Source organism: Lysinibacillus sp. NPDC096212 (genome assembly GCF_044763105.1).
In the GTDB taxonomy this organism is placed as follows: Bacteria; Bacillota; Bacilli; order Bacillales_A; family Planococcaceae; genus Lysinibacillus.
The window spans coordinates 28,183-46,769 of sequence record NZ_JBIWFQ010000033.1 but is presented as its reverse complement, the minus strand read 5'-3'; the positions used below and the strand labels follow the sequence as shown (position 1 = coordinate 46,769).

Annotated in this window: 15 protein-coding genes; 1 reads left to right on the top strand and 14 read right to left on the bottom strand. The window is 39.2% G+C overall.

Features of this window, described 5'->3' with window-relative positions; translation table 11 throughout:
* Window positions 1-6 precede the first annotated feature (6 nt).
* The 10 genes from ACIQ7T_RS23935 to ACIQ7T_RS23890 form a co-directional block, all read right to left on the bottom strand.
* Entirely contained in the window at window positions 7-984 is a 978-nt protein-coding gene (locus tag ACIQ7T_RS23935; RefSeq protein WP_370081647.1) for an aromatic acid exporter family protein, read from the bottom strand.
* A 568-nt stretch (window positions 985-1,552) separates the two neighbouring features.
* A complete protein-coding gene (locus ACIQ7T_RS23930; protein ID WP_370081645.1) occupies window positions 1,553-1,993 on the bottom strand; it encodes a BrxA/BrxB family bacilliredoxin in 441 nt (146 codons plus the stop codon).
* Between the two features lie 190 nt (window positions 1,994-2,183).
* On the bottom strand, window positions 2,184-3,281 hold the full coding sequence (gene meaB / locus ACIQ7T_RS23925) for a methylmalonyl Co-A mutase-associated GTPase MeaB (RefSeq protein WP_402874132.1): 1,098 nt from the start codon (window positions 3,279-3,281) through the stop codon (window positions 2,184-2,186).
* The gene (gene scpA / locus ACIQ7T_RS23920; RefSeq protein ID WP_402874129.1) at window positions 3,281-5,434 is read right to left on the bottom strand and encodes a methylmalonyl-CoA mutase; all 2,154 of its coding nucleotides are present in this window, start codon (window positions 5,432-5,434) and stop codon (window positions 3,281-3,283) included. Before scpA ends, meaB begins: the two co-directional genes overlap by 1 nt.
* The gene (locus tag ACIQ7T_RS23915; protein WP_402874127.1) at window positions 5,431-7,128 is read right to left on the bottom strand and encodes a methylmalonyl-CoA mutase family protein; all 1,698 of its coding nucleotides are present in this window, start codon (window positions 7,126-7,128) and stop codon (window positions 5,431-5,433) included. The genes scpA and ACIQ7T_RS23915 overlap by 4 nt, the downstream gene beginning before the upstream one ends.
* A gap of 132 nt (window positions 7,129-7,260) precedes the next feature.
* Window positions 7,261-8,604 carry a dihydrolipoamide acetyltransferase family protein gene (locus ACIQ7T_RS23910; protein WP_370081638.1) on the bottom strand — a complete coding sequence of 448 codons (1,344 nt, stop codon included), beginning with the start codon at window positions 8,602-8,604 and terminating at the stop codon, window positions 7,261-7,263.
* A 377-nt stretch (window positions 8,605-8,981) separates the two neighbouring features.
* Window positions 8,982-9,965, bottom strand: a complete 984-nt coding sequence (locus tag ACIQ7T_RS23905; RefSeq protein WP_142507157.1) for an alpha-ketoacid dehydrogenase subunit beta — start codon at window positions 9,963-9,965, stop codon at window positions 8,982-8,984.
* Window positions 9,965-10,981 (bottom strand): thiamine pyrophosphate-dependent dehydrogenase E1 component subunit alpha, encoded by a 1,017-nt coding sequence (locus ACIQ7T_RS23900; RefSeq protein WP_370081636.1) that lies wholly within the window; start codon window positions 10,979-10,981, stop codon window positions 9,965-9,967. The genes ACIQ7T_RS23905 and ACIQ7T_RS23900 overlap by 1 nt, the downstream gene beginning before the upstream one ends.
* A 46-nt stretch (window positions 10,982-11,027) precedes the next feature.
* The gene (gene lpdA, locus ACIQ7T_RS23895; RefSeq protein WP_370081634.1) at window positions 11,028-12,455 is read right to left on the bottom strand and encodes a dihydrolipoyl dehydrogenase; all 1,428 of its coding nucleotides are present in this window, start codon (window positions 12,453-12,455) and stop codon (window positions 11,028-11,030) included.
* Between the two features lie 167 nt (window positions 12,456-12,622).
* Window positions 12,623-13,717 (bottom strand): Leu/Phe/Val dehydrogenase, encoded by a 1,095-nt coding sequence (locus ACIQ7T_RS23890; protein ID WP_370081748.1) that lies wholly within the window; start codon window positions 13,715-13,717, stop codon window positions 12,623-12,625.
* A gap of 301 nt (window positions 13,718-14,018) precedes the next feature.
* On the opposite strand from ACIQ7T_RS23890, the gene ACIQ7T_RS23885 reads away from it, so the two are divergent.
* Complete coding sequence (locus ACIQ7T_RS23885; protein ID WP_132356638.1) at window positions 14,019-14,255, top strand: DUF2627 domain-containing protein; 237 nt, start codon at window positions 14,019-14,021, stop codon at window positions 14,253-14,255.
* A gap of 68 nt (window positions 14,256-14,323) precedes the next feature.
* Here the strand turns inward: ACIQ7T_RS23885 and ACIQ7T_RS23880 are convergent, their stop codons facing one another.
* From ACIQ7T_RS23880 to ACIQ7T_RS23865, 4 genes are all read right to left on the bottom strand, one after another.
* Window positions 14,324-15,049 carry a glycerophosphodiester phosphodiesterase gene (locus ACIQ7T_RS23880; protein ID WP_370081632.1) on the bottom strand — a complete coding sequence of 242 codons (726 nt, stop codon included), beginning with the start codon at window positions 15,047-15,049 and terminating at the stop codon, window positions 14,324-14,326.
* Window positions 15,042-16,613, bottom strand: a complete 1,572-nt coding sequence (locus tag ACIQ7T_RS23875) for a flagellar assembly protein A (RefSeq protein WP_370081630.1) — start codon at window positions 16,611-16,613, stop codon at window positions 15,042-15,044. The genes ACIQ7T_RS23880 and ACIQ7T_RS23875 overlap by 8 nt, the downstream gene beginning before the upstream one ends.
* A 632-nt stretch (window positions 16,614-17,245) precedes the next feature.
* The gene (locus ACIQ7T_RS23870; protein WP_402874122.1) at window positions 17,246-17,440 is read right to left on the bottom strand and encodes a hypothetical protein; all 195 of its coding nucleotides are present in this window, start codon (window positions 17,438-17,440) and stop codon (window positions 17,246-17,248) included.
* 350 nt (window positions 17,441-17,790) lie between these two features.
* Window positions 17,791-18,174 (bottom strand): PH domain-containing protein, encoded by a 384-nt coding sequence (locus ACIQ7T_RS23865; RefSeq protein ID WP_370079899.1) that lies wholly within the window; start codon window positions 18,172-18,174, stop codon window positions 17,791-17,793.
* Window positions 18,175-18,587: the final 413 nt, after the last annotated feature.

Below are 18,587 nucleotides of genomic sequence, written 5' to 3'. Positions count from 1 at the left end.
TCCGCATTACTGCGGGCGCTCTTTCTTTACCTTTATCCCCTTGAAAGACTGCTTAATTTCTAAATATCGATCCATTTCCTCTAGAAATTGATAGAGTGCTGCTTGTGCTAGAAATTGCTCATGATTTTTTGGCAAAGGTAATTGGGCGAAATCTAGCTTTACTTGCTCTAACTTCTCCCTAAAATGACTAGCCGTATTTCCTGAATGAACATGCTCACCGAGGTCTTGTAAAAAGTCAGCGACGATCACTGCCTCTTGTACTATAACAGGAAGTGCCGTTATTTTTGGAAGAACCCTATCGATAATTTCTAGCTGCTGTTCACGCATATCAAAATACACGTAGTAGTCATTTTCACGTCTCGTAAAATGATTTTCAACATCTTTAAACGCTAGGGATTTCGCACTATTTAATGCTTTTATCGCGTCTATAATTTCCTGCCCATCCCACAATGTATCGCCTTCTCTTAAATAGTTGGCAATTTCTAAAAAAATCTTACTGTAAAGTTCCTCAATTTTAACTCGATAGTAATTTAATTCCTTTTGAATGTCTGGCATATACATATTTATAGCTATTCCTGTACCATAACCGATTGCCATTAATGCGAATTCATTAGAAACAAGTGCCCATGAAAAGCTTTTTGCTGCATAAATATGCATGATAATTACTGCACTTGAGACAAAGCCGTCTGCTACTTTTAATGACACAATTGTTGGTATAAAAACAATTAACATACATGCTAATGTAAGCGGATGATAGGAAAATAGCTCAAAGCTCAAAAATGCATAAAGCATACCGATAATACTTGCGACGAATCTTGTATAAGCTGCATGAAGAGATTTTTTCTTCGTTGGCTGTACACATAATATTGTTAGAATACCAGCAGATGCATAAGAAGCTAATTCAAAGTATTGGGCAATGGCAATAGCGATTGCTGCACCAAATGCCGTTTTTAATGTACGATAGCCGATTGAAAACTTCTTCAAGTCGACTGCCTCCTATCTTTCAGTACTCTAATTTTACAAATGTGTTGAAGGCTTTATATCACTACAAACATAGGCACATCACCATAACGTGGGGTTGATTTCCGTTCCGGCTGGGCGCTTTGTTGCTGTCGCTTCGCTTTCGCACAGAGCAAAGCTTCCTGGGGGCGTCCGATGAGCCGCTTTTCCCCAAGGAGTCGCCCAGCCTCCACTCCAATCAACTAATATTCATTGAATAGGTTTTTACAAATGTCACCCACAACTTTTAGCGATGAGCCGCAATATATAGTTTTAGAAAAACAATGGGTTTCACCACAATAATGCCCAATATTTCTAATCAACACACCTGTTAATTTTATTCATTTCGAACTTTAGGTGAATCATTTAGCCAATATTTCAAATATTCCGAATGTCAATTGACTAGTATCTTGAATATAAAAGAAGATTATCTATGAAGTCATGCAAATCGGGGATCATCTATCATGGCTAAGTAGTAAGCCTCCGCAGATGTTTTCTAACTGCGGGGCTTCCTACTTATAGAATAGCTTCTCTTTTATTTCTATGAATAAAATTAAAGTTCGTCGCAATATTCCTCAAAGTTTGCTTGTAAGTTTGTTACTACTGACATTGGGTCATGTCCCTCAATTTCATAGCGTCCAACTTCTGCTACTACTTGTCCATCCTTTAATAACACAAATGATGGGGAAGATGGTAAATGATCTTCACCGAAGTGATAACGAGCAGCTGCAGTTGCTTCTTTATCTTGACCAGCAAATACCGTTACAAGATGGTCTGGACGTTTATCGTAATGTACGGATTGTGCTGCTGCTGGACGTGCAATACCGCCTGCACAGCCACATACTGAGTTTACCATGACTAATGTTGTACCTGGACGAGCAAACGCCTCTTCAACAGCTTCTGGCGTGCGAAGCTGCTCATAACCAGCACCCTCAATTTCTGCACGTGCTGTTTTTAAAATTTCTTGCATAAATAAATCGTAATCCATATTCATATAGCGATAGCTCCTTTCAAGTTCGCGTCATCATCAATCATGCCCCGGCATAATTACTTCCGGAAGCCTTAACTTCTTTCAGCTGAAAGAAGTTAAACTTACTAGCTTTAGATAGTCGACGCACATACATCTCCTATCATAGCAGTTAGTGACGAATTTGTGCACCTAGTTGCTCATATTAAGGATCATATTATTTCTGTGATTGTTCATCGCTAAACAAACGATCTACACCTTGCGTGACTGTCAGCTGTCCATTTAAAATTTGACGTTCTAAAAGTTGCACCTGTACTTTACGTTCTGGATTACCATAAAACATATCGATTAATTGGTCGGTAATCATCGATTGGAACCAATCTCTCGTCTGATTTTGGCGTCTAATTGACCAGTAATTATTTGCCTCAACGATTTGTCTGAACTCCCCTATTGTACTCCATACTTTGTCGAGACCACGTTTTTCCCATGAGCTTACCGGCATTGCTGTAGACATCCAACCTAGAGTAGCAGGCTGTAAGAAATGTAAAATTTGCTTATACTCAGATACCGTTTTTTTAGCAAGGCGAACATTATCACCATCAGCCTTATGAACAACAATGGCATCCGCTAACTCCATAATGCCCTTTTTCATGCCTTGTAACTCGTCCCCGGCACCTGTTAAAACTAACAGCAAGAAGAAATCAACCATACCACGGACATACGTTTCACTTTGTCCAACACCAACTGTTTCTATTAAAATGACATCATAGCCAGCCGCTTCACAAACAAGCATCGTTTCACGTGTCTTTTTATGAACACCCCCTAGGGTACCTGCTGTTGGAGAGGGACGAACAAATGCATTAGGCTTTCTCACGAGCTCCTCCATTCGAGTTTTATCGCCTAAAATACTTCCTCCCGATAAAGAAGAGCTTGGATCAATCGCAAGGACTGCCACTTTTTTCCCCATCTCACAAAGCATCGTTCCGAAAGCCTCAATAAACGAACTCTTTCCCGCACCAGGAACGCCTGTGATCCCAATACGGACACTGTTTCCTGTATGTGGTAGAAGCTCTTGTAGCAGTTCTTGTGCTTGCACTTTATGTGTTGCATTTGAACTTTCAATGAGTGTAATGGCTTTTGACAAGTGTGTACGAGAGCTTGCACGTACTTCTCGTGCAAGCTCCTGTATGTTTACATTGTCGGCTTTTTTCTTTCGGAATTTTTTAGGTGTACCATATTGCATTCCGTCGTGAGTTGCCTCTACTCCGTCCATAACAAATAGCGCACTTTCAGGCATTCCTTTGTTTTTGTCCATTATTCAGACACTTCCTCATAGCCTAAACGTTTGTAAATCTCCTCAATAATCTTTTGTGCCGATACAGGAATAACTGTACCAGGTCCAAATATCGCTACTGCGCCAGCTTCATAAAGGAAGTCATAATCTTGTGCTGGAATCACGCCTCCAACAATAATAATGATATCTTCGCGGCCCAGTTTTTCTAACTCTGCTACTAATTCAGGAACTAGCGTTTTATGACCAGCTGCTAATGAAGATACACCAATGACATGAACATCGTTTTCCACAGCCATTTGAGCTGCTTCAGCAGGTGTCATAAATAATGGTGAAATATCTACGTCAAAACCTAAGTCAGCATATCCCGTTGCCACAACCTTCGCACCGCGGTCATGTCCATCTTGTCCCATTTTCGCTACTAAAATACGTGGGCGACGACCTTCATTCTCAAGGAATTCCTCTGTCATTTGTTTCATTTCAGCAATTTGCTCTTCATCTGAGAAGTTTGCAGAGTAAACGCCAGAGATTGAACGAATCACTGCCTTATGGCGACCTGAAACAACTTCGATTGCATCAGAGATTTCACCTAAAGAAGCACGAGCACGCGCTGCATCAACCGCTATTGCTAATAAGTTTTCTTCACCATCTTGCGCCGCTTTCGTTAATCGAGCTAGATGTTTTTGTACTTCTGCCTCATCACGAGCTGCCTTCATTGCTTCTAAACGTTCAATTTGCTTTTGACGAACTAATGTATTATCAATGTCAAGAATGTCGATAGGTTCTTCTTTTTCTAAACGATATTTATTTACACCAACGATTGTTTCTGTTTTAGAGTCGATTTTCGCTTGACGTTTTGCCGCAGCTTCCTCGACTTTCATTTTCGGAAGACCTGTTTCAATCGCTTTCGCCATGCCGCCAAGTTCTTCGATTTCTTCAATTAATGCCCACGCAAATTTTGTAATTTCGTCTGTTAATTTTTCCACATAATATGAACCGCCCCATGGATCAATAACCTTTGTCATTGCTGTTTCTTCTTGTAGGAACAGCTGTGTATTACGTGCAATACGTGCAGAGAAATCAGTTGGTAGCGCAATCGCTTCATCAAGTGCATTAGTATGCAGGGATTGTGTATGCCCCATTGAAGACGCATTCGCTTCGAATAGTGTACGTGCCACATTATTAAATGGATCCTGCTCTGTTAAAGACCAACCAGATGTTTGTGAGTGTGTACGAAGTGCTAATGTCTTAGGGTTTTTCGGATTAAACGTTGACATCATCTGTGCCCAAATTCGGCGTGCAGCACGCATTTTTGCAACTTCCATATAATAGTTCATACCGATTGCCCAGAAGAATGATAAACGCGGTGCAAAGGCATCAATATCGATTCCAGCTTTTAGCCCCGTACGAACATATTCAAGACCATCTGCTAATGTATAAGCAAGCTCAATGTCATTTGTTGCTCCCGCTTCTTGAATATGGTAACCAGAGATCGAAATTGAGTTAAATTTCGGCATATATTTCGCTGTATATTCAAAAATGTCTGCAATAATTTTCATCGACATTGCTGGTGGATAAATATATGTGTTACGAACCATGTATTCTTTTAAAATATCGTTTTGAATCGTACCCGCTAATTGCTCTGGTGTAACGCCTTGCTCTTCAGCAGCAACGATATAGAATGCAAGAACTGGTAATACAGCGCCATTCATTGTCATAGAAACTGACATTTGATCCAAAGGAATTTGGTCGAATAAAATCTTCATATCTTCTACAGAGTCAATCGCTACGCCAGCTTTACCAACATCCCCTGTTACACGAGGATGATCTGAGTCATAGCCACGGTGAGTTGCTAAGTCAAAGGCAACAGAAAGACCTTTTTGACCCATCGCTAGATTACGCTTGTAGAATGCATTTGATTCTTCAGCTGTTGAGAAACCTGCATATTGGCGAACAGTCCAAGGACGAGCTACATACATAGTAGGGTATGGACCGCGCGTATTTGGCGCAATACCTGCTACATCATTTAAATGTTTTGCCTCTTTAATATCTTCTTTTGTGTATATATCTTTAATTTCGATTCCTTCATTGGTCATGAATTTTTCTTCTGACGCTTGAGGAGCTTCTGCTGCTAAAACTTTTTCGATTTCAACTGCACTAAAATTTGGCTTGCTCATCGTTGGACCTCCTTCATGCTAGCGAACACTGAGTTTAATTTTTCGATGATGTTCTGTCCTGCGAAAATAAAGCCGTTTAAGCCATTTGCTAACCAAGCTTCTTCTTCGTCTTTAAATTTACCTGCAACGTCAACAATGACGTTAGCTGGTTTGCCTGCTAAAATTGCTTGTACTAATTCTTTTGTATCGTCATCATTACCTGCAATTACCACATATGTTGCTTCTGTAGCGTTTAACCAAGCTAATGCTTCTTCAGCCGTAGCAACTGGTTCGCTTTTTTCTGGAACTAGACCTACAGTGTTTAAGAAACCTGACACGAAATCAGCACGTGGTTTTGAGCTTTTAAGTGTACCTAATGATAAGATTCCCGTTTGCACATTTGCCGCAGTCATTACCGCACGTAATTCCTCAAAAGGTTTAGCAATTCGCTTAATTTCTGCGAACGCTGGGTTTGTTTCGCTTTCAAGCACATCTGCTGGATTAGCATAAATATTTGTACCTATTAATGATTGCTTACGCGTTTGTACCGCTTTGATACGAGCTTGATAGGATTTTTCTAGTTCCTCCATAAGCTTTCCAGATACAGTGTAAGCGTCGATGCCTCCAGCTGCTTCAATTTCTAAGAATAATGCCCAAGCTTCTTTCACAAAATCTGCTGTTAATGACTCAATAAAGTAAGAGCCACCAGCTGGATCTATAACTTTTAAAACATTTGTTTCTTCTTTTAAGATTAACGATACATTACGTGCAATACGAACTGATTGATCGGTTGGCTTCGTTAATGCATCATGAGGGTGAACTGTAAAGACATCCGCACCGCCAATTAAGCCTGAAAGAGCTTCATTCGCTGAACGTAATAAGTTTACATATACATCCAGCTTCGAGAAGCTTCTTAATGATGTTTCAGCAATAGTTGGAACTTTTACGCCATTAGATACTCCATATGCGGATGAAAACGCTTTCCAAAGTACTTTAAAAGCACGGAGTTTTGCAATCTCTGTAAAGAACTGTGTATCCACTGCAAAGGATACATAAAATTTCTTCGCGAACGCTTCAAAGCTTTCTTCTTGATTTGCGTATTTTGCGGCTAATGCAAGGGCATATGCTAACTCTTGTACTGTGTTTGCTCCTTCATTATGATAAACCGTCGTGTCCGCACCGATTGAGCGCACGCTCGGGAAATTATTTAAAGTGATAGAGATAGGGTATTTCGATACGATGAAACCTTTTACAGCTTCTCGCTGATCAATTGCTATTTTGTCGAACACTGCTAATAATGGGTCATTTGAATTTTCAACCGTAATTTTAAACGAATATTCAGAGAAATAAGTCGCTAATTGTGCCAATACTTCTTCAGTCCATTCAAAATTCACACGGCTATCAACTGTTACTACTTCATTGCCTCGAGCTAAGCTATCATCAAGCTGTACAAAAAATGCCTCGCTTGTTTCAGCATATACTTGCTGTGCCACTCGAAATGCTTCGTTATTTTGTAGGGAACGGATTGTAGCAACTTGTTTATCAAGTTCTTCACCAAGTTTTGCTACTAAACTTTCTTGGGTGTAAAGAGGTTCTAATGTAATACCTTCACTTGTTTTCGTTAAAAGAGACTCGAATGGTTTCCCTTTTAAAGCCTTGATTGCTGCATCTTGCCATTCTGAATAGGACGGCTTTTCAAATTCAATATTTTTCATGTTGTTTGACATGCGGACGCTTAATCAGCTTCCCCCCTTAGTAGTTTCTATTTGTTATTCTACATGACAAATTGCGACTCGAAAAGTAAAAAAAAATCGGAAACCGTTATATAACAGGTTTCCGAGAAGTCATCAGTAGACTGACGTCGAAGATTTATTTGCATTTTCGAGTATTTCTTTTACTCTATTAAGGAATTTACCACATACAAGTCCATCGAGAACGCGATGATCTAAAGATAAACATAAATTCACAATATCTCGTGCAGCAAACATTCCGCCAGGTAAAACAACTGGTTTTTTTACAATACTTTCCACTTGGAGGATAGCTGCTTGTGGGTAATTAATGATGCCCATCGACTGTACAGAGCCGAATGCACCCGTATTATTGACCGTAAATGTACCACCTTGTATATCATCCATCGTTAGTTTTCCGGCACGAACTTTCACTGCAAGCTCATGAATTTCCTTAGCAATACCTTTAATTGACTTTTCATCAGCGTGTTTTATTACAGGAACAAATAGTGCATCATCTGTTGCGACTGCAATGGAAATATTTATGTCATGTTTTTGGATGATTTTATCTTCTGCCCACATGGAATTCATCATCGGGAATTCCTTTAGAGCTTGAGCAACTGCTTTTACGAAGAAAGCAAAATACGTTATATTAAAGCCTTCTTTTTGCTTAAACTCTGTCTTAATGCTATCACGATATGTTACTAAATCTGTTACATCTACTTCCATCATCATCCATGCATGTGGCACTTCATGAACGCTTCGTACCATATTATTGGCAATAGCACGGCGCACCTTTGTTACCGGAATTTCAATATCGCCTGCTTGAATTGGTTGTGTCGGTGTGGCTGGTTTAGTATTCTCCTGTGATGCTTGTACCACAACAGGTACTGACTGCGGAACGGCTGAATCGATTGCAGGCGGTGTTTCCACTAGAGAAGTTGGCACATTTCCTGCTTCAATCAGTTTCATTAAGTCTTTTCTTGTTATACGTCCCCCTTCACCAGTACCTGTGATTTGATCAAGTGCAATTTCATACTCTTGTGCAAGTCGAAGAACAGCTGGTGAATAACGCACTTTATCCTGTCGAACTGTTTTTTGTGGGGCTACTGTTGCTGTAGTTGGCTGCTGAGCCTCCTGTTTCTTTTGTACACCTGCATTTAAAATTGCTGTACTTACCGCTGATTTTTTCGGCGGAGGCGGAGGTGGTAACTCACTGTCGCCTGCTATTTCAACGGAACAAACGACTGCACCAACTGGTAACGTTTGCCCTTCCTCTGCAAGTAGCTCTGTAATGACTCCTTCAAAAGAAGACGGGATTTCTGCATTAACTTTATCTGTTACAACTTCTGCTAATGGATCATATTTTTTTACCGTATCACCTGGCTTGACAAGCCATTTTTCAATCGTACCTTCTGTTACACTTTCGCCGAGCTGTGGCATTGTAATATTTTGAATAGCCATCATCTATTCCCCCCATCAATTATGCCTAGGTGTATTTGTATCTATCAAATTACTATCATATTTATAATAAACTCATCACAATAAAGTGGGGGTTGATTTCCGTTCCGACCGGACGCTTTCCTGGGGGCGTCCAGTCTCCACTCCAATCAAGTTATATACATGACATAACGTTCTAAGAAATGTCATCCCAAACTTTCTATGAAGAGTCTTAAAATACCTGTGATATTTATAAGCTTTAGGCTATGACGCGTAGATAAACAATCACACGGATTTTAACTTTTCATAAGCTTCTATTTACTACAATGAGTAGATAACGTTTTACTTCCAGTCAAATTTTGTAGATCCGCCAGAGGTATAAACTTTTAAGCTCTTCTATATTAGAATGCTGCAAGTTCTCGCATCGCACGCTCTACTTTATCAGGGTTGATCATAAAATATTTTTCCATCGTTGGTGCATACGGCATAGCTGGAACATCTGGTCCTGCAAGGCGCTGAATTGGTGCATCGAGCTCAAATAAACAATGCTCTGCAATAATTGCTGCAACCTCACTCATAATGCTACCTTCTTTATTATCCTCGGTAACTAGTAAAACTTTACCTGTTTTACTAGCCGCTTCAATGATCGCTTCTTTATCAAGTGGATATACCGTGCGTAGGTCAAGAATATGCGCTGAAATACCATCTGCTGCTAGGCGCTCTGCCGCTTGTAATGCAAAATGGACAGCTAAACCATACGTAATGACAGTAACGTCTTCCCCTTCCCGCTTAACATCTGCCTTACCAATGGGCAATGTATAATCGTCGACAGGAACTTCACCTTTAATGAGTCGATATGCACGCTTATGCTCAAAAAACAGTACTGGATCCTCATCTCGGATCGCTGCTTTTAACAAGCCTTTTGCATCATACGGTGTTGATGGTATAACAATTTTCAATCCTGGTGTTCCTGCAAAAAGTGCCTCTACAGACTGCGAATGATAGAGCGCTCCGTGAATACCGCCGCCAAATGGTGCTCGTATAACCATTGGGCAAGACCAGTCATTATTTGAACGATAGCGGATTTTTGCTGCTTCAGAAACAATTTGATTAACGGCAGGCATGATGAAATCAGCGAATTGCATCTCGGCAATCGGGCGCATCCCATACATTGCAGCACCAATACCAACACCTGCAATTGCACTCTCAGCAAGTGGCGTGTCAAGTACACGATGTTCACCAAATTGCTCGTAAAGACCTGCTGTTGCTTTGAAAACCCCGCCTTTGCGACCAACGTCCTCTCCTAAAATGAAAACACGCTCATCACGTTCCATCTCTTCCTTCATCGCTAATGTAATCGCATCAATATAAGACATCACTGCCATTACACATCACCTCCGTCCACTGGTGCATATACGTATTTCAAAGCATGCTCTGCTGTTGCATACGGAGCAGCTTCTGCATAATCTGTTGCTTCATTCACCTCTGCCATGACACGTTCTTCTATTTCAGCACGTAGTTTTTCTGTCATAACTCCTGCATCCATAAGGTACTTTTCAAACAACAAAATTGGATCCTTTGCCTTTCCTTCTGCTATATCCTCGGCAGTTCGATATTGACGATCATCATCATCCGAAGAATGAGCCGTTAAGCGATAAGTCACTGTTTCTATTAAACTTGGACCTTCACCACTACGTGCGCGATCAGCTGCTTCTTTCACAACCTTATAAACTTGTAACGGACATTTTCCATCAACCGTAACACCTGGCATACCATAGCCAATACCGCGATCTGATACTTTTGCACAGCCTAATTGACGTTCTACAGGCACAGAAATTGCATATTGATTATTTTCTACCATTATAATTACTGGCAGCTTATGCACGCCTGCGAAATTCGCACCTTCATGGAAATCACCTTGGTTAGAAGAACCTTCACCAAGCGTAACAAAAGTAATAAAATCTTCTTTTTGTAGACGACCTGCTAGAGCAACTCCCACCGCATGTGGAACTTGTGTAGTAACTGGCGAAGAGCCTGTTAGAATACGATTTTTCTTATGTCCGAAGTGACCTGGCATTTGACGCCCACCCGAGTTTGGATCCTCTGCTTTAGCAAATGCGGATAACATCAATTCTCTTGGTGTCATGCCAAAATGTAAAACAACTCCCATATCTCGATAGTAAGGTGCAATATAATCTCTATTATGATCAAGAGCAAAGGCTGCCCCTACTTGTGCTGCCTCCTGTCCCTGACAAGAAATAACAAACGGAATTTTACCAGAACGGTTTAATAACCACATACGTTCATCTAGTCTTCTCGCCATTAACATCGTTTCGAACATTGCAAGTACATCTTCTTTTGATAAACCTAAATCCTCATGCTTAATTTGAACACCTTGCATACGAACACCCCTTCCCGACGTTTCACTTTCGCTACCAAAAGAGAAATTAAAAATGAATGGCGCGATTATCCACTGCTAACGCTGATTCCGCTAGTACCTCATTTAGTGACGGATGTGGATGAATGGCCTGACTAATTTCCCACGGCGTTGCATCCAATAATTTAGCAAGCGATGCTTCTCCAATTAAATCTGTCACATGTGGTCCTACCATATGAATACCCAATATATCATTCGTTTCTTCATCGGCAATCATTTTCACAAAGCCATCTGTCTCTCCATTAACTAGCGCTTTTCCAATCGCCTTGAATGGAAACTTACCAACCTTCAATGAATAACCTTGCTCTCGAGCAGCACTCTCTGTTAAGCCAATACTTGCAACCTCAGGATAAGAATAAACGCATTTTGGTACATTTAGAACATCAAGTGCCTCTGTTTTACCCGTTGCAATATGCTCAATCGCAGATACCCCTTCATGCGAAGCAACATGAGCTAATTGTAAGCCACCGATAACATCCCCTATGGCATACATATGTGATTCCTTCGTTTGATACGAATCCTTGACTTTGATAAACCCATTTTCAACTTCTATTTCAGTATTTTCTAATCCGATACCTTGTGTATTTGCTTCACGTCCAACACAAAGCAATACTTTATCAGCCTCAAATAATTCATCCTTATCATCGACTTTTGCAGAAATGAAAACGTTATCATTTTCAATTTTAAAGGTCCCCGTATCTAAGCGGGCGTTAGTCACAATGCGGACGCCTCTTTTTTCAAGCTGCTTGGTTACTTCTTTTACAATGTCTGCATCCTCTGCTGGTAAAATGGATGGCCCATATTCAATGACCGTTACGTAAACCCCAAAATCACAAAGCATCGAGGCCCATTCAATTCCAATAACTCCTCCGCCGACAATTAACAATGACTTTGGCAAATTTTCCATTTCCAACGCATGATCAGAGTTCATCACATATTTACCATCAACCGTTAGTCCGGCCATTCCTCTTGGCTTTGACCCGGTGGCAATGACCACATTTGTTGGAACTAGCATTTCATTTTCATCGCCATTATTCATTTCAACTGAAATAGTGCCAGGCATTGGTGAGAAAATAGAAGGTCCTAAAATTCGCCCTGTTCCCTGATAAACGTCTATTTTGCCCTTTTTCATCAGTGTATTCACACCTTGGCTCAATTGCTCAACAATCGTTTGCTTTCTCGCCTGCACTTTGTCGAATTGCAATGTAACGCCTTCAATATCAACACCATATTCAGCAGCTGTTTTATTTGCCATACGATACACTTCTGCACTTCGAAGTAAGGCCTTACTCGGTATACAGCCTTTATGCAAGCATGTTCCACCTAGGCGCTCACGTTCAACAATAGCTGTTTTTAAGCCCAGCTGTGCAGCTCGAATTGCTGCAACATAGCCACCTGTACCTCCGCCTAAAATGACAACATCATAATTTTGAGCCATATGGATTCCCCCTTATGAGAAAAATGCTAAAGCATCTTGTCCCTTTGGTACCTAAGATAAGTGATCTGTCCTTGCCGTTTAAATTCATTTAAACTATTAAATCTATTAATTTACTATAAAGTTAGAAGAAGTCGACAATGCGACTTCTCTCAACGAATAATCGGTTCTTAACGACCGTGTAAAATATTTTTTTCATTTTTTAAGAATTGGCTACGAGACTTCGATACTCGAGCGATACGTTCTTCTGCTAAACGATTAGCTGCAACATATGTCGGTATACCATCACGTTTAGAAATCTCGAAGATTTTTTCGATACTATCATAAATGCCTTCAACACGCTTCATCGCACGCTCACGGTTATATCCGTATAATTCATCAGCTACATTTATTACTCCACCTGCATTAATCACATAATCAGGTGCGTACACTATCCCTAATTCATGTAAATAATCACCATGGCGAGAATCTTGTAGCTGGTTATTAGCAGAACCTGCGACAACCTTTGCTTTTAGTTGCGGAATCGTTTCATCATTTAAAATCGCTCCTAATGCACAAGGTGAGAAAATATCAACTTCCTGTGAATAGATTTCCTCTGGTGCCACAGCAGTCGCACCAAAATCATTCACAACTCGATCAATTGCCGCTTGGTTAATATCTGTAACAACAAGTTTTGCACCTTCATTATGTAAATATTCGCAAAGCTTGTAGGCTACATTGCCCAGACCTTGTACAGAAATAGTACGCCCCTCTAGTGAATCAGATCCAAACGCTTCTTTTGCCGATGCTTTTATACCACGGTATACCCCGTAAGCAGTTACTGGAGATGGGTTTCCTGATGAACCAAAAGCCGGAGATATTCCCGTTACATAATTTGTTTCCTCATGCATTAAATCCATATCTGTCACTGTTGTACCAACGTCTTCTGCCGTAATATAGCGACCATTAAGCCCTTGGATGAAACGTCCTAGTGCACGGAACATTTCTTCATTTTTATCTTTAAATGGGTCACCGATAATGACCGTTTTTCCTCCGCCTAGGTTTAAACCAGCTGCAGCATTTTTATAGGTCATCCCTCGTGCTAAACGTAATGCATCCTCGATCGCATTTTCTTCTGATGCATATGTCCACATACGTGCCCCGCCTAGTGCTGGCCCAAGTGTTGTGTCATGGATAGCGATAATCGCTTTTAACCCTGATGCTTCATCTTGGCAAAATACCAATTGTTCATAATCATACTTTTCCATATACTTGAAGATTTCCATGAAAACTCGCCCCTTTGCTTTAGAAAGTGCATCCCCAAATGCCCATTCCAATTCAGTATAATAAATGTTCAAAAATTGTTTAACAATGGATAATAATGCTCCATTTATTTTTACAATACTCACAATTTCACAATTTATCAACTATTATTACACTTTCTTGTTTAATTAAGAATTTTCTAAACATTCAGTTACAACTGATCTAGTATGTCTTTACTAGTTGTTGGGTACTCCAGTTACATAGCTTCCTTGACATTCCAATATCCACAGGTACAATTAAAATTAGGAATAAGGGGGGACATGCATGGCTCGTTTAGCTGCATTTATTGTAATGCTTATTCCAGGTCTTATGGCTGCAGGTGGCATTAAATTTATGCGTGATACATTATTTGGAAAGCTCATCTCACCTTTCCCATTTTTATGGCTACAATTCGTCGTTGGCATTATTCTCTTTGTTATAGGCTTTGGCTTTTTCGCAGGATTCTTACTCCACCGCGATCGAAAAAATGGAAAAGTGGCTCCACGCTTCCAAAAAAAATAAAAATAGCTATCCTTTTAAGTCCAAAAGACTTATTGGATAGCTATTTTTATCTTCATTCATCAGAATGATTAACGTTGCTGTTTCGCAATTACTTTATCAGGAAAATCAGTAATCCAACCAATTACAGAAGGATGCGGATTCAATAAAAATGTTTCATCCCCATCTATTGCATAAAAACGACATGCTTTATTACTCGCTACACAGGCCTCTAAATATCTTGGTTTATAATACCTTTTATGCATATGAACACTGTCAATAGCTTTGTAATCACTAAGCAAATCCCATTTTAATTTTTTTGTTGCTATAAGTGCTGTTTCATAGTCCGGCTTAGATTGTTTCACAATCTCCAGAAGCTCATAGTGAAACGATGAAAAATGACTGCCAACTGGCAAAGTAAGCCCTTGAAGCATTTGAATAAGTGCGCTTTTATTATCTAGAATTGTTGATTTTAATTCGATATTAAGGGGTAGCTGTTGTGAATTTGCCCAAGCTAAAACTACGTCAAACGTCGGGATTTTATACGTTGAAAATAATCGCCTCCAAGGCTTCCCAAGTTTAAAGCTTACTAGCTCCTCTACCGTACATTCGTTCACATGCTTATTGATGCCAACCAATCTTGACAGCTGTGGATCATGATACACAACCGGAATACCTTCTTTTGAAAGCTGGATATCTAATTCGATCCCATCTGCTCCTAGCTCTAAAGCCTTTTCAAAAGCCTTCAAAGTATTTTCAAGTGTATACGCTGAAGCCCCACGATGTGCAAATACAGGAATGAACGATTCCCTAGACATTTAACTCACCAAATTCAATAAGAAATTTACCGTTTGTCATCTTACTTAATAAGGATGATTTTTTGCCAATTTGAATATAGGTACCAGGATGAGCTTCCTTCGTCACAATAATTTCTTCTTTTCCAGCATGACGCATTTCATCCATTATTAGCTTAACCTCACGATCGATTGCTACTGCATCCGCTTTCAATTTTGTTAAGCTTTGTTTTGTTTCCTCAAATGTAGCTATCTGTTCCTTAGACATTTTATCAAGGAAAGGCAATATGCTTTTAATTTTTCCCTCGTGCTCAGAGATTTCTGATTGTAGCGACTTAAGCTGTGCAGCCCTCTCTTGCATAATAGAGTATCTTTCCTGTTTATTAACGCTTTCAATGATTAAGTCCGTTCGACGCTCTAAACGATTTCCTGAGATGGCAGTGACTATTGTATTCTTAGCTACTGCACGGCCCCCAATAATTTTCCCTTTTCGTTCGTCCACAAAAATCGAATGCGCAGAGAGCTGTGATCCTAATGAATAAAATCCTATATGAATGCTGTCAGCTGCAACTAGATTTGCTTCATTGACATGCTTAACGAAAATATTGCCGCCTGCTTCTACAATAGTTGAGCCTAAACCAAAAATCCCTCCACGAATATAAACGTCGCCTTCAATGGATTTAATAAGTTTGGCACCGCTTACACCTTCAGCACCCTCGATGGAAATATCTCCAGTAGCAATGACTGTATAGCCTGATGTAACTGTTCCTTTAATGCTTAATGAGCCATTAAATTCGAGATTCCCTGTTTCAACGCCAACGTCCCCATTAATTGGCAAATGTCTATTAACACCGATCATGCCTTTGACATCATCTAATACACCAGCTATTTTAGAACGGATGACAGTTTTCCCATCCTCTTCCACTTCATAAGCTGATTTTTTATCGTATCGTATAGGAGAATCACGACCTGGTACAGCAGCCATAATGTCGCCTAGTACATTTTTTCCTGGTTTACCTAATGTCGCAGGGACTTTTTCACCTAGCCAAGAACCTTCTGAAATTTCAGAAATAAAGTTCATGTCATAATAATCAGCTTTCCCATCTTCGCGAATTACTGGCTTTCTCTCTGGTTTAGGTAAGTATGTAATTTGTGCATCTGTTCCTGCTACAGGTGGTGTTCCTTGTGCAATTAAAAATGCTTTTCCTGGATCAATTTTAGAAATATCAAAATCTAATATTCCATGATCAATTCCTTCGTTCTCGATTGTTTCCAGAATTTGTTGAGTTAATTTCTCTTTATTCTCTAGTATATAATCGTGTGTTTCGTATACAAATATTGAGGCAGACATTTTATCTCGTGCAATTTCTGCTTCAACATTTGGAAGCCAGCGTCCAATTTCAACAGGGCTAGTATTTTCTGTTGCTAAGACATTTTTTAATATTGAAAAATTTGATAATTTAAGTCGGGGATGACTACGTAAAATACTATCAAATTCTTTTAATGGATAACCGGCACTGTAAGTAAGCATATAGACCTTGCCATTTTCTTCGGTTATTTCGAATTTATCATTACGAACTAGAATCAAGTTACCTCCTCCTTCCCTCTAACTGTAAGTATATACAATCTATTTACATTTGTTTAGAGACAATTGTCACTACCAAGAAAGATTTTACCCATACTTTGTAAGCAATACATTCATATTTTCTTTTAATTTTCACATCAAAATTAGTCGATTTATACTATAGAAAGGTATGTTTTTACTCAGATTCGAAAATCTACCTTCATTAATCGGACAAATCCCACTGTTATTAATCAGGAAATTCACAAAATCTTTAATAAATTAAAATAATACATAATGTATCTGTCATAATTTTCACAAACATACATTAGGCCTTCAATACTAACTGACTACTCCCACAGCTAAAGCAGTGGGGTTCTTATGTACTTAAGAGAAGCGTTACAAAGCTCTCCACAGATGGTGTTGCCATGTCCTGTGTACAACATCTTTGATTTATCTTCCGTTCCATAAGACTTTCTTATTTACACAACCGATGTTGTGTTGGCAATAAGTTTTAACGAAGGCAGGTAGCGCTACCTAAAGCACTTCATTCCTCCCACCTCTGAAGAAGTGGGCTTCCTGAAGCTCACTTCTGTGAATATGTCTTGTAAAACATTTATCAACTACTAATATAGGTTTCGAATAGAGTTGAAATATGTTTACAGATCATCCTCTAGAATAGCCTCAATGCGAATATGAGCGCCTAATTGATCAAAATTAAGGAGTTGTTCACGTGTCATATAGTACACACTAATGCTTCCATTAATTCCAAGTCGCACCTCAAATAAATTTTCTTCTATCTGCGTTATTTCTAACGAATTATTTTCGTCAAGCTGTAAGTTTACGCTTTTCATATGTTATCACCCAATATAATTATATACGTTTAAGCAAAGATAAACGATCAACAGTATTGTTGACCGATCAATTATACCTCGGCATAATTGGGTATGGAATCGGCTTTGTGCTCTGCAAATGTTTTTTGCGCGAAAGCGTAGTGCTAACGTAGCGGCAGCAGCAAAATGTTGATCACTCAGTCGTGTGTTGTTGCTGATTCTTCGCTTTCGTTACACAAAACATTTGTAACTGCCGTTTCACTTACGTTACACAAAACATTTGTAACTGCCGCTTCGCTTTCGTTACACAAAACAATTGTAACTGCCGTTTCACTTACGTTACACAAAACATTTGCTGAAAGAAATTAATTTTATGCCTTTCCTAATACATATTCCGCTAACACACTTTGAATTTTATAAATGTTAGTTGATTTATTAAAGTTTTTCTGAATCGGTAATTCACTACCTGAAACCCAAATTTTCAACTCTGCATCTAAATCAAACGTTCCCGCAGTTTCAACTGAAAAATGAAGAATACTCTTATATGGAATTGAATGATATTGCGTTTTCTTCCCAGTTACTCCTTGTTTATCGATTAAGATAAGTCTTTTATCCGTAAAAATAAAAGTGTCTCTTATAATTTTATAGGCATGCTTAATTGTTTCATGAGGTGTTAATAAATCTTTAACTTCTTCCCGTAATTTTTCTAGATTTACTTCACTTGCATTACCTATTATCCCATCAAATAAGCCCATCTTAACTCCTCCTCCAAATGTCCATCCTTCATTTAAAATATGAGATTATTTTTCCATACATTCAATGTAAATCTGCTGCAGTTAACCTTTAAAACTGAGTGCATTAGCATAAAACTCAGGTTAGGTGAATTAAAAAAGTAAGCACTTTCAGATTTTTACAGAAAAATCCAACATATACGTTCAATTTCGATTTTAAGACAATAAAAATACGCCCTCTCAAACAGTCAGCGCAAACTGTCTAAAAAGGCGTTATAATTTTCGCTACGTTATTTAAATTAGATTTACAGGTCAATCTCCGCTAGAACAAAGCTCAGCTTCGATATACCGATTAGCTCGCTTCATGTTGATTCATAATTGCCACGATTCCATGCTACATTTTCGACACTTAATAGAATTGAGAAAACCATAATTAG